The sequence below is a fragment of the Ralstonia sp. AU12-08 genome (assembly GCF_000442475.1).
GTDB classification, from domain to species: Bacteria; Pseudomonadota; Gammaproteobacteria; order Burkholderiales; family Burkholderiaceae; genus Ralstonia; species Ralstonia insidiosa.
The window spans coordinates 232,447-244,899 of sequence record NZ_ASZV01000005.1 but is presented as its reverse complement, the minus strand read 5'-3'; the positions used below and the strand labels follow the sequence as shown (position 1 = coordinate 244,899).

Annotated in this window: 9 protein-coding genes; 5 read left to right on the top strand and 4 right to left on the bottom strand. The window is 61.6% G+C overall.

Translation table 11 applies throughout. The features are described 5' to 3' along the window. The first annotated feature begins 2 nt into the window (after positions 1-2). The gene (locus C404_RS34035; RefSeq protein WP_021193177.1) at positions 3-797 is read left to right on the top strand and encodes a DUF2334 domain-containing protein; all 795 of its coding nucleotides are present in this window, start codon (positions 3-5) and stop codon (positions 795-797) included. 21 nt (positions 798-818) lie between these two features. On the opposite strand, the gene C404_RS34030 is transcribed toward C404_RS34035, so the two are convergent. Beyond that, entirely contained in the window at positions 819-3,203 is a 2,385-nt protein-coding gene (locus C404_RS34030; RefSeq protein ID WP_021193176.1) for a hybrid sensor histidine kinase/response regulator, read from the bottom strand. Positions 3,204-3,334: 131 nt separating this feature from the next. Continuing rightward, complete coding sequence (locus tag C404_RS34025) at positions 3,335-4,117, bottom strand: DUF4397 domain-containing protein (protein WP_021193175.1); 783 nt, start codon at positions 4,115-4,117, stop codon at positions 3,335-3,337. A 214-nt stretch (positions 4,118-4,331) separates the two neighbouring features. Here C404_RS34025 and C404_RS34020 point away from each other — a divergent pair, with 214 nt between their 5' ends. Further along, positions 4,332-5,603: a site-specific integrase gene (locus C404_RS34020; protein ID WP_021193174.1), complete on the top strand. Its 1,272-nt coding sequence runs from the start codon at positions 4,332-4,334 to the stop codon at positions 5,601-5,603. A gap of 287 nt (positions 5,604-5,890) precedes the next feature. Here the strand turns inward: C404_RS34020 and C404_RS34015 are convergent, their stop codons facing one another. Then, the gene (locus tag C404_RS34015; RefSeq protein ID WP_021193173.1) at positions 5,891-7,195 is read right to left on the bottom strand and encodes an NCS2 family permease; all 1,305 of its coding nucleotides are present in this window, start codon (positions 7,193-7,195) and stop codon (positions 5,891-5,893) included. Positions 7,196-8,699: 1,504 nt separating this feature from the next. On the opposite strand from C404_RS34015, the gene C404_RS34010 reads away from it, so the two are divergent. Beyond that, on the top strand, positions 8,700-9,779 hold the full coding sequence (locus C404_RS34010; protein ID WP_021193172.1) for a replication protein RepA: 1,080 nt from the start codon (positions 8,700-8,702) through the stop codon (positions 9,777-9,779). A gap of 84 nt (positions 9,780-9,863) precedes the next feature. On the opposite strand, the gene C404_RS34005 is transcribed toward C404_RS34010, so the two are convergent. Next, complete coding sequence (locus tag C404_RS34005) at positions 9,864-10,067, bottom strand: cold-shock protein (RefSeq protein WP_021193171.1); 204 nt, start codon at positions 10,065-10,067, stop codon at positions 9,864-9,866. Positions 10,068-10,474: 407 nt separating this feature from the next. Here C404_RS34005 and C404_RS34000 point away from each other — a divergent pair, with 407 nt between their 5' ends. Both C404_RS34000 and C404_RS33995 read left to right on the top strand, forming a co-directional pair. Continuing rightward, positions 10,475-11,143 (top strand): AAA family ATPase, encoded by a 669-nt coding sequence (locus C404_RS34000; protein ID WP_021193170.1) that lies wholly within the window; start codon positions 10,475-10,477, stop codon positions 11,141-11,143. Next, positions 11,140-12,147, top strand: coding sequence for a ParB/RepB/Spo0J family partition protein (locus C404_RS33995; protein WP_021193169.1), 1,008 nt, complete (start codon positions 11,140-11,142; stop codon positions 12,145-12,147). The genes C404_RS34000 and C404_RS33995 overlap by 4 nt, the downstream gene beginning before the upstream one ends. Positions 12,148-12,453 lie beyond the last annotated feature (306 nt).

Below are 12,453 nucleotides of genomic sequence, written 5' to 3'. Positions count from 1 at the left end.
CCATGTCGCGCTATCTGGTCATTGCCATGCACGATGTCACGCCAGCTACCTGGCCGGCGTGCATGGCCTTGCTTTCTGCGTTGGATGAAGTCTGCCCAGTGCCGAAATCGCTACTGGTGATTCCCAACTACCATCAGGCACCCACCGCACGCAACAGCGAGCGTTTCTGCCGCCTGATGACCGAGCGCCTGGCCCTTGGCGATGAACTCGTCCTGCACGGCTACGCACACCTGGACGACCAGCCCCCCGGCGGATTCGTAGACCAGTTGATTCGCACCCGCTATACGGCGGGTGAAGGTGAGTTTTCGGCGATTCCGCTGGCAACTGCGCGTGCACGCATGCAAGCCGGTGCCGCCTGGTTTGCTGCCAACGGCTGGCCGCTGCATGGCTTTGTCGCGCCGGCATGGCTGATGAATGCAGCCACGTGGCAAGCACTTGATGCGCTACCGCTGCGCTATACGACGACACTGCAGCGCTTCTACTTGTTGCACCCGACGCGCGCGCTGAAAGCGCCCTGCCTGACCTACAGCGTGCAGACCAACGCGCGTCGGCTGGTGTCGCGCTACTACCTGCGTTGGCTGACGCGGCAGCATGCCAACACGCCGCTGCTGCGCCTGGGCCTGCATCCGGCGGATGCCGCCTACCCGGACGTCATCCGCCATTGGCAAGACCTGCTGGCCACTTGCCTGGAAACACGCACACCGGTCACCAAGAACGGCTTTGCGCAGGTATTTGCGCAGGCGTTGATGGGCGGACCAGAAACCGGCGTCGCCGGTCGCCCGCTGACGTCGTATTAGAACAACCAAGCCGCCCGGGGCTTACAGCCGCGCCAGCACGCGCAACGTGCGCACCAGATCGTGCGGCGATACCGGCTTGACCAGGTGCTCGTGAAAGCCGCTCGCCAGCGCGCGCACGCGGTCATCCGGCTGCGCAAAAGCCGTCAAGGCGATGGCCTCGATCGGTGCTGCGCCGGCGGGCAAGCGCTGGCGCTCCCACCAACGGACCTTCTGCAGGATCACGTAGCCGTCTTCATCGGGCAGCGCGATGTCGCACACCATCACCTGCGGGCGCGCCGATGGCCCCCACGCCTCAAGCTGCAGGATGGCTTCCTGGCCGGAGCCGACGCTGCCTACATCCGCTCCAACCTGCGTCAGCAACGTTGCCAGCGCATCGCGTGCGTCCTGTTGGTCATCAATGAGCAACACACGCAAACCGGCCAGTGAGGGCAGCGGCCCGTCGCGCACCGGGTCTTCAGCCAGCGGCGCGGTCAACTCGGCGCCGGCATGCAGCGGCAGGTAGACGGTGAAGGTCGCACCGCGGTGCTCGCCGTCACTGTGCGCATGCAGGCGGCCACCATGCAGCTCAGTCAACCGCTTGACCAGCGCAAGCCCGAGGCCCAGTCCGCCGGCACGCCGCGTGTGCGAGTCATCCGCCTGGCGAAACGGGTCGAACAGGTACGGCACGAACGCCGGCGCAATGCCCCGGCCGTTGTCGCGCACCACGATGCGGGCCACCTCGCCCACCAGCTGGGTCGACAACCAAACGTCGCCACCTTCCGGTGTGAACTTGATGGCGTTGGTCAGCAGGTTCCAGACGATCTGCTGGATGCGGTCGGCATCGCCGTCGATCTCGTGCGCCTCCAGCGCGGAGGAGGTGTGTAAGGTGATATGGCGATCGGCGGCCAATGCGCGCACGCTGTTGAGCGCGCTCTCCAGCGCGGTACGCAGCGTAAAGGGCTCACGCGTCAGGCGCAGCTTGCCGCTCATCACCCGCGTGGCATCGAGCAGATCTTCAATCAACCGTACTTGTTGCTCCACACCGGCCTTGATGCCAGCCAGCGCGCGCTGCATCAACGGCGCCCCCTCGGCAATCTGGTTCTCAAGCACGTAGGCCCAGTTCTGAATGCCATTGAGCGGCGAGCGCAACTCGTGCGACACCACCGCCAGAAATTGATCGCGCGCCAGCGCGGCAGCTTCAGCCTGCGCACGGGCGGCCTGCTCGCGCAGCAGCAGCGCGTTGCGCTCACGCTCGGCCTCGGTGCGTTCGGTCACGTCGTAGATGATCAGCAGCGCTGCCTCCGTGTCGCCAAAACGATCCGCTTCAGGGATCACACGGGCGTTGTAGTGCGTGATGCGCGTGCGCTCCGCATTGGCTTCCAGATGCAGCGTCAAGGTCTGCTCGGTGCCCGTCTCGAATGCCTGGCGTGTTGCCTCATCCAGCGGCCCCGCCACACTGGCCGGCAACGGTGACGCGGTCAACGTCTGGCCGGTCATGTCCGCCGGTGTCACGCCAAAGGCTTCGGTCACGGCGCGGTTCACATAAACGCAGCGCAGCTCGCGATCAAGCCGCGCGATCACGTCCGGCGAATTCTCGACCAGCGTGACGAACTCTCGCTCATGGCGAAAGCGCTCACGCTCGACCTCCTTGCGCTCGGTAATGTCCTCCACCACGCAAACAAGCGCATGCACACTGCCGTCTAGGCCGCGCTGCGGCGTGTAAGCGGCATGCACGAAGCGGCGACCGATATCGCGCGGGTACTCCAGCTCCATCTCGAAATCGACACGGCGGCCGGCAAAGCCCTCAGCCAGCTGGGCCAGCACGCGCGTGTAGGCCGCGTCCCCCATCAGTTCACGCAGATGGCGCCCCAGCACGTCGTCCACCCGCAACCCGAAGCGTTGCGCATACGCGTGGTTGGCAAAGCGCACGCAGTGCCCGATGTCGATCTGCGCCAGCGGAAGCGGCACGCTCTCGGTCAGCCATTGCAACTGGAATGTGGACTCGGCGAGCGCAGCCAGCGCCTGTTGATGCTGCGTCACGTCTTCGAGCAGGCCCACAGCGTGGGACGGTACGCCTTGGGTGGGCGGCATCAGGTCGCCACGCTCACGCACACGGCGCTCAAGTTGATCCGCACCGATCCAGCGATACTCAAGCGCGAAACCCTGCCCATGTGCCAAGCCCATCCAGGCAGTGCGCAGCGCAGCGTGATCATCCGGATGGACGTACACCAGCCAGTGCTCGCGGGCACCGCACAGGGTGTCGGGCTGCACACCCCAACTCTGGGCGGTGGCACTCACGTGCAGTCGTGTTCCCCTCAGTGGATCGTCAACCCAGAACACGTCGAGATGCCGGCTACCACCGGGCACGGGTGCAGCGGGCTGCGTGCCGTGCAGTGTTGCCGACAGGTTGACTGCGGATTCGCTCATCCCCACCCCCTTGGGCAGCCGGACGTGTGCCGGCACGTGAACATCCTTCCCCTGGGCAGCAGGTTTCGTTCCCGAGCCAGCACGAGCGAGGCGTGCCCGTTGTTGGCGAGTACCCGCGCATGCGAATGCGCTTACTTTGACGGCAGTTCGGAGGCCGTCTGCGAAGCGCCGTTGGCCTGTGCCACCAGCACCCGAATGGCGTTCGGCGTGACCGCCCCCACACCGCCGGCAGGCAGTGTGGTGATCAGCCAGTCTGCGTTGTTGGCCAGGCTGAATGGTTGCGAAGCGAAGATGACGTTCTTCGTGCCCGCCGTCGTCACGCTCACCTGGTACGTACCGCCATCCAGATAGATCGAGTCCTGCGTGCTGACCGGCGATGCGGCCCCATATGCCGCACCGCCCATGGTTGGTGAAAGGGCGGTGATATCAGCATTTGGCGCGGTCACGTACACGTCAACGTTGTTCGCGTTGTACGACGCGTTGAAGGTACGCACGCGCGCCTTGTTCGAGAGAATCGACTTGTTGTATGGGTCATCGATGATCGACAGGCTGGTGGCGGTGCCAGTGGCCGCGACGATTGCCAGTGCGGTATAGCGATGTCCGTTGGCCGGGGAGAAACTCGCTGTAGCGAGCGGCGCCGAGGTACCGGCGCTCGCCACGGTCGCAACGGTCGATACCGAATCGATCCCGAAGTAGCTGCTGACGCTCTTGAAGCCAATGTTGGCAATCTTGACGGTGCCGTTCACGCCAAAGTCGACGTTCTGGATGAACGGGTTGGCATGCACCGTGCGGTACTGCGGCGCGCTGGTGCCGATGATCTGGCCGATATCCTCATCGCCACCACCGCACGCCGTCAGCACGCCCAATGAGCCCAATGCGAGCACGGCGGCAATCTTCCTGATCTGATTCTTCATGGTCTTCAACCTCGGAGGAGAATGGTTCTGAGCGGGTGATCACCTTGCCGCGCACCCGCGTGTGTCGTTGTCCAATGCGACGCTTCCATACCGAGCACGGCGCGTGCCCGCGGCGGTTGAATCCGCCCTCCAATGACACGCTTGCCGCTGTGTCCCTACGCGCCTCGCTATACTTGCGCGGTCCACTCCACCCTCGTGCACGACGCGTTCCAGCATGTCCGAATCGCGCCCGGCAGACGCCGCGCCTCCTCCCGAGAAAGCCGCCTCCCAGGCGGATCTGCAAGCATTCGCGCAAGATCGCGAACGTGTGCAGGCGTGGCTCGACGCACGGGCAACGGGTGCGCGCGCGGTGGGGGCGTCAACGCTGTCGCAGTACCGTGTGGAAGCGGAGCGCGTGTGCTGGTATGCGCGCACGTTCGGCAAGCCAATCGCCCGTTGGCTGCGCGACGACGCCGTCGCCTATCTGCGCTTTTTGCAAGAACCACCTGCCTGGGCGATCAGTGCGCGTGGTATCGAACGTGACGACGCCAACTGGACACCGCTGCGTGGCGCGCTCTCAGTGCGCTCCACACGCCAGAGCAGCGTGATCGCAGCCAACCTGTGCGGCTGGCTGCAACGCACCGGCTATCTGCGCACGAACCCGTTTCTCGACGACGACGCGATCGTCATCACCGTGCCGGAACCGAGCACCACTTCCGCCGCACCATCGGTACCGGAGGCGGCCACCGAAACCGAAGCCTCGCTGAGCGCCTCCGACATGACACTGCTGGTGGATGCGGTGCGCGCACGCGTGGCGTTGGGCCGTGAAGCCCGCCTGCGCCAGGCACGCGATCGCTTCCTCGCCGAGTTGCTTGCACATGCGGGGCTGCGCGTGTCGGAACTCGTGAGCGCACGGATGGGCGATATCGCGCTGCATGCCGTACCCACGGCGCAAGCGCCATCCGATGACGCGCTGCCAGCATCCGTCTGGTTGCTGGCGGTCGGCAGCGGGCGTACACAGCGGTGGCTACCGTGCGATGCATTGATGGTCACGCTGCGCGAGTACCGCACCGCGTTCGGTCTATCGCCGCTGCCGTTGCCCGACGAAGCCACGCCGCTGCTGCTGTCGACCCGCAAACGCTCACCGCGCCGCGCCGACGGCAGCATCATCGATTCCCCCGCGCTGCGCCGCGATTTTGGTGAGCGCAAGGGCATTGCCTCACGCTCACAACTGCTGCAGATCGTGAAAGGCATGCTGGTCGAAGCTGCGGACTACGCACGCGCCCTCGGCCAGACCGAAGCCGCGACGCGTCTGGCGAATGCCTCGCTGCGCGGTGTTCGCGGCGCGCACCTACGCGAGCGGCTTGCCGCTGGTGAGGCCGTAGCCGACGTGGCCCATGCACTTGGCCTAGCGGCGTTGCCGACTGCCGCTGCACGAGCACGTGAAGCCGATCTGACCACCAGCATCGCCAAAGCGGCACGCAAACTGGCCACACCGTCGGCCTGACATTCCTCCACATATCACGCAGAAACGGGTACGAATTGCGTGCGTTTGGCGTGTCTGATCAGATCGTTGAGACCGATTGTCGGCGCGATTTTCGCAACAGTTGTCGCTCACATCGTCCGCAGAATTGGGTACGCTCTGCTGCGTCATCGCCAACATCATTACGCAGAAACGGGTACGCCAGCGCTCAAAGTTGCACGCAGAAACGGGTACGCTTTTGGCTCACGGGCATAAAAAACGCGGACCCGAAGGTCCGCGTTGTCTGATTACCGGTCGCCAGCACAGCGTGCTCAGTGCCCGCCCGAGAGGTAGAAGAAACGGAACAGGAACACCGCCGAGATGATCCACACGATGATCGGCACTTCGCGCATGCGGCCCGTGAACAACTTCAGGCCCGAGTACGTGATAAAGCCGAACGCGACGCCGTTGGCGATCGAGTAGGTGAACGGCATCATCAGTGCGGTCAGCACGGCCGGCACCGCCTCGGTCGTGTCTTCCCAGTTCAGGTCGACCAGCTCGCGCAACATCAGGCACGACACGTACAGCAACGCGGGCGCCGTCGCATAGGCAGGCACCACACCGGCCAGCGGCGAGAAGAACAGGCACAGCAGGAACAGCACGGCCACCGTCAGCGCGGTCAGTCCCGTGCGGCCACCGGCCTGCACACCCGAGGCGCTTTCGATATACGCGGTGGTGGACGACGTGCCCAAGAGCGAGCCGGCCATGATGGCCGTGCTATCCGCGAGCAGCGCCTTGTTCAGGCGGTCCATCTTGCCCTGCTTGAGCAAGCCTGCGCGGTTGGCCACCCCCATCAGCGTGCCCGTGGCATCAAACAGCTCCACCAGGAAGAACACCAGCACCACATTCAGGATGCCCACCGACAGCGCGCCCATGATGTCGAGCTGCAGCAGCGTGGGCGCCAGCGACGGCGGCATCGACACCACGCCATGGAACGTGTTGCCGGCAAAGAAGAAGCTCGCCACCGTCACGGCCAGGATGCCGATCAGGATGGCGCCTTTCACGCGCAGGTGGTCCAGCGTCACGATCACGAAGAAGCCGATCACCGCCAGGATGACCGAAGGCTGATGCACATCGCCCAGCGTCACCAGCGTCGCCGGATTGCCGACGATCAGCCCCGCGCCGCGCAGCGACACGATGCCCAGGAACAGCCCGATGCCCGCCGTGATCGCCACCCGGATCGAATGCGGAATCCCGTTGACGATCATCTCGCGGATGCGGAACACGCTCACCAACAGGAACAGGCAGCCCGAGATGAACACCGCGCCCAGCGCCGCCTGCCACGTAAAGCCCATGCCCTTGACCACGGCGTAGGCAAAGTAGGCGTTCAGGCCCATGCCCGGCGCCATGGCGATCGGGTAGTTGGCGTACATCCCCATGATCATCGTGCCGATCGCCGCCGCGATACAGGTGGCAACGAATACGGCATCGTGCGGCATGCCCGCATCGGCCAGGATGTTTGGGTTGACGAAGATGATGTACGCCATCGTGAGGAACGTCGTCAGCCCGGCAAGCACTTCCGTGCGGACGTCGGTCTGGTGTTCCTCGAGCTTGAAAGTGCGCGCGAGCCAATTCATGCAGGTTGTCTCCTCTTGTTGTGAAGGGTCATCGCTGGCCAGCCCAAGGAAGAGCAGGGGCCCCCGATAAGAGCAGGGGCCCCCGATGCACGCCCACCATGGGGCGAGGCCACTCTGAACAAGATTCCGGCACACCAAAGCGTGCCGGTCAGAATGCGGTGCATTCGGATGGAATGATGGAAAACGCGCCAGAGCAGTACTTACCGCCTGGCGCGCGGGGTGCGCATCATGCCCGAAACGTGGACGGTCTGCACGCGCCTGTCCATCAACCCGAATGCGGTTCGCCGCGCCGCACAAACCGTACCCATTTCTGCGAGACCGCGATGCCCTGCGATCCGGCTGGCAATTGGCGTACCCGTTTCTGCGCACACCTTCGCAGAAACGGGTACGTGCCACACAATTCAGGGCACCTTATCTCCTCAAAACCCAGGCAATGACTCGGCGTACCTGTTTCTGCGGGGATCCGCAAAGTAAGCCGTACCCGTTTCTGCGGCGCAACGCGAGCTCTCGTGCGAACGAAGCGAACTCATTTCTGCGAGAACGTGTCGGGCAGGGCGTACCAATTTCTGCGGGGAAAGGTGACCTTCCACCCAGGGAAGCGCGAACCTGTTTCTGCGTCTCCTCCCGCAGAAACAGGTTCGCTCGTCGTGCAGACACGCGAGGCAAGCCATTGGCTAATAAGGCTTTTTACCCGCAGAAACAGGTACGGCCGCGCGAAGTGGTGCTCACCCGACGGGCCCACCTCCAAGCGGTGTACCCCAAGTTTCAGCGATGAAAGTTGTGCCTCCCGATACCGACGACCGCTTCCGAGGCCTCGGCATGCCTACCACCGCTGATCCGCACTTCGCAGAAACAGGTACGCACAAGTTGGAGGGGGGGCGCCCCGAAGCGGGCACTCGCTTCTTCATAGGCCTAAGTAGAACAGGGCTGCCTGCAAGCGTATAGCTTGGCATTACGCAGAATTGGGTACGCCCCAATGCGAATGACACACCGATCGGGTCGCAGAAACAGGTACGCTTTGGGCCAACGCAAGCCGTTCTGGCCGCAAGCACGGTCTTTTCACCCGCAGAAACGGGTACGCTTCGCCCAAAACGCGCAGGAGTTCTGCCATTCACCGGCGTTTTCTGTGGATAACACTGTGGACAACTTCATGTTGTCCCCGCAGAAATGGGAACGGGCTTTGCGCAGAAGCGGGTACGGTTTCGCGCAGAAGCGGGTACGCAACCACGCAGAATCAGGTTCGCACCTTCGCAGAATCGGGTACAAAACACCCCCCTCAACCCAATGCTGACAAGGCTTTGGGGGGCGCGTATACGGTTTACCTGTAGTAAACGTAGAAGGTATAGATAACTTGTAGTGAGGAAAGGTCTTCCGTGGACAACCCTTCAGGTTGCCCACCGATGCCCTTCCCGCGACAACGAGTGAAAGTCAGAGAACGTACCCAATTCTGCGTGACAAGCCGAAGGCGTTTTAGTACAAAGGCTCTGAACAAATCCTGCTCACCATGGTCACCAAACGCCTTACACCCAACGGGAAGTCGGACGACAATTCGCCCGGCCGCATCATCGTCCCCTCGGGAGGGCAAGTCATTGCCGCACCGGAGAAATTTCAGCGCCTGTTCGATGAGGCACAGGCAATGGAACGTGAAGACGCGTGGCAGAGCGGCGAAGTCGGCTTCCTCAGCCGTGCCAGCGTGCAAGTCACCCTCCCCTACCGGGCGCCCAAGGGCTCGCCGCCCGTCTGGACGCGCTCGAGCGGCAATATCTCGCTGATGATTCAGCCTGGGTACTTCACCCAGCAGCGCTCTGAAAGGGCCACCAACGGGCGGCAGCGCATCGTCTCGGAGACGGTCTCCTTTGGCTATCCCTACGGCTCGTATCCACGGCTGATGCTCGCCTGGATCGGCAAAGAGATCATGGCCAAGAAAAAGCGGGGGGAATTCCAGGGAACGGTGGAAGACCGGCGCATCTCGCTTGGTAACTCGCTGTCGGAGTTCATGTACAACCTGGGCATTCCGATGGCCACAGGTGGCAAGCGGGGCACCATGACCTTGGTGCGCCAGCAAATGATCCGCCTGTTCTCGGCGACGATTGCGATCGTGCAGAACAAGTCGGCGCCGAGCCAAAACCAGAACCAGAATCAGGAACCACTATCGATCGACCGTATCGGCTACCTGCTGGCAGATCAACTGTCGACCTGGTGGGACCCAATGCAGCCGGGCCAGGGCTCGATGTTCGAGAGCTTCGTGGTGTTGTCCGAACCGTTCTTCAACGAGCTCGTGAATCGCCCAGTGCCGGTAGACATGCGCGCGTTGAAAGCGCTCAAACAATCGCCGTTTGCGCTCGATGTGTATTCGTGGCTCACCTACCGCTTTTTCACGATCCAGAAGCGTACAGAGATCCCGTGGGAAGCGCTGCAGATGCAGTTTGGTACTGAGACCGAGAGCGAGCGGAAATTCCGTGCACTGTTCCGCAAGGCCTTGAAGGATGTGCTGGTGGTGTACCCGGATGCCAAGGTGGATGCGGATTCTTCGAAGGCGCTGATCCTGCAACCATCGCGCACCAGTGTGCGAAAGCTAGCCTGAAGCAGGACGAACTGTTTGCTGCGAGCAAAAAGAAAGGGGAGCCGAGGCTCCCCTTTTTCATTTCAGGCCGTCAGCCTGAAATGCTTATTCCGGCTTGATCGCCGAGGCTTGCAGACCCTTCGGGCCTTGCTTCACCTCAAACGAGACCTTCTGGCCGTCCTTCAAGGTCTTGAAGCCCGAACCTTGAATTTCGGAGAAGTGCGCGAACAGATCTGCGCCGCCGCCGTCCGGAGTGATGAAGCCGAAGCCTTTGGTTTCGTTAAACCATTTGACAGTACCCGAGGCCATGCAAAAATTCCTTTAAAAAAACAAAAAATACAAGTCATCCAGCCGATCCGGACATCGCACGAAGAGTCCGGCTGATTCCGAATCCTGCGTAGACAAAGTCTTCAGACGACTGTCTAAGCATCATAACCAGTTTGGGGCACAGTGTCGATGGCCGGCATTTCTGCGCAATGTCGCTTTTCCGCACGCACTGGTAAACACCTAGAAAGTGCGCAAGTACCGGGGCAAACGCAGAACGTTATGCGCTGAAGACGGCATTTACATCTCAATTTAAGTGGATTGAACTCCGCTTGCGTCTAGCGGCGCGCGTTTCTCTATTTATATAAATTAAATTTTATTGATCTTGTGTTTTCGCAATCTCTTCCCTAAGATGGGCGCTACTGACTTTCAGCGCTGAAAGTGGAGGACCAGTGAGCGCCAAGATCGTAACGGTATTTAATCAGAAGGGCGGGTGCGGCAAGACGACGGTCAGCATGCACATCGCTGGAACCCTTGGCCTGCGCGGCAGTAAGACGCTGCTGGTCGACATGGATGAACAGGGTACGGCTACCCGGTGGGCTGCACAGGCGTCAGATGAAAAGCCGTTCCCCGCTTCGGTGATCGGCCTTGCCCCGTCGGGCGGTGCGATGCATCGGGAAGTTCGCAAGTTTGTCGGTGACTACGACTACATCGTGGTCGATTGTCCGCCAGCAGTCCATTCTCCTTCCTCGTCTAGTGCGTTGTTGATTTCCGACATCGCCTTGATTCCAGTCGTACCCTCACCGCCAGATCTCTGGGCTGCAGTTGCTGCCAAGGCGCTCGCGCAGCAGGCGCAGGTGACTAACGAAACACTGCGGATTCGCGTGTTGGCCAACATGGTTCAGCGACGGGTATCGCTCGCCAAGCAAGCAATTGAAATTCTTGGTGATGATGGCGATATCCCATTAATGAATTCCATGATTGGCTCTCGCTCGGCATTCCGGGAGTGCCAGGCAATCGGTGCGACGGTGCACGGCGTGCAAGGTGCGAGAGACGCAGTCAATGAGATCGACATCTTGGTCGACGAGGTGTTGCAGTTGTTGCAGGAGGAACGCGTATGAGCGCGAAGTTGAAATCGCTCAAAGATGGGATGCTGGCAGGTATCGCGGCAGAGAAAACCAAAGCGACTCCGGTTGATCGGTTTGCGTTGGCTGAGCAGGCCATCACCTCGCATCCGCGCGGCCTGCTTGGACAGCCTGCGGCCCCCGCTTTCAGCGCTGAAAGTCCGACGCCCGCGAATACTTCTGAGCGCCGCGTCATCAAGGTCCCGCTGGAGCGTCTGCAGGAGAACCCGCTCAACGCCCGGCGTATCTACGATCCGCAGATCGTGCAGGAACGGGCGGCTTCGATTGCCACGCACGGCCAACAGACGCCTGGCTTGGCGGCTCCCGATCCTGCTAGGCCTGGCTGGTATGTCCTGATCGATGGCCACTATCGCAAGCGGGCACTGGCCGCCGCGGGCAAGGCCGAGATGGACTGCTTCATTGAGGACGGCCTGTCGGATATCGACTTTTACCGATTGTCGTTTGTGCTGAACGAGCAGCGTTCAGGGCAGTCGGTCCTCGACAATGCCATCGCCTGGCGGCAGTTGCTGGATGAAGGAAAAGTTAAAAAAGAAGAAGATATTTGTGAGATTACTGGTGTGTCAGCCGGTACGGTCAACAAGACCCTGGCTCTGCTGAAGCTGCCGGAAACCGTGCTCGACGTCATGAAAGAGCGCCCTGCGGGGATCGGGATTGCGACCGGCTACGAGTTGACGTTGTACTTCAAGAGCGCTGGAGAGGAGCGCACGCGCGAGCTGGTGCATCGGGTACTGGAAGAAGGTCTGTCCAGCCGCGATGTTGAACAGATCCGAAAAGTGGCCCAGGAAGGGCGTACCCGGAAGGTCAAGGAAGTCAGCCGCCAGTACAAGATTCGCAGCAGCGAAGGTGATCTTCTCGGCACAATCAAGGAATGGGATTCCGGCCGCGTCATGTTGGATGTGAAGCTGGAAGATCGGGCTTCTCGCGAGTCCCTGGTGGAAGCGCTGAAAAGTCGCTTCGGCTTGGATATCGCACTGCTGTAACCACCCGCCGCAGATCATCAGAAGCGCCCTTTGGGGCGCTTTTTTTTTGCCCATTCGCCGGCACGCCGATCCCCAAGAGGGGAGGGCGTACCCATTTCTGCGCACCCGAAGCCCGCATGCGCAATGGTTCAGCAAGGCGCACTGCACCGCTGAAAGCGCTTCCGCAAACGCATTCCGGAGGCTCTTTCGACTGTTCTTGGCATGATAACGCCGCTACAACTATAAAAATTAGTTATATAAATAATGACTTGTTAAGTGCCGATATTGATGTTTTTAACACTTGATGTACACTGTATGAACATCAGA

Bases quoted from the DNA above. Each gene is read 5' to 3' on its own strand.
- C404_RS34015 (WP_021193173.1), bottom strand. From the start codon at position 7,195: ATGAATTGGCTCGCGCGCACTTTCAAGCTCGAGGAACACCAGACCGAC.
- C404_RS33995 (WP_021193169.1), top strand. From the start codon at position 11,140: ATGAGCGCGAAGTTGAAATCGCTCAAAGATGGGATGCTGGCAGGTATC.
- C404_RS34025 (WP_021193175.1), bottom strand. From the start codon at position 4,117: ATGAAGAATCAGATCAGGAAGATTGCCGCCGTGCTCGCATTGGGCTCA.
- C404_RS34005 (WP_021193171.1), bottom strand. From the start codon at position 10,067: ATGGCCTCGGGTACTGTCAAATGGTTTAACGAAACCAAAGGCTTCGGC.
- C404_RS34020 (WP_021193174.1), top strand. From the start codon at position 4,332: ATGTCCGAATCGCGCCCGGCAGACGCCGCGCCTCCTCCCGAGAAAGCC.
- C404_RS34010 (WP_021193172.1), top strand. From the start codon at position 8,700: ATGGTCACCAAACGCCTTACACCCAACGGGAAGTCGGACGACAATTCG.
- C404_RS34030 (WP_021193176.1), bottom strand. From the start codon at position 3,203: ATGAGCGAATCCGCAGTCAACCTGTCGGCAACACTGCACGGCACGCAG.
- C404_RS34035 (WP_021193177.1), top strand. From the start codon at position 3: ATGTCGCGCTATCTGGTCATTGCCATGCACGATGTCACGCCAGCTACC.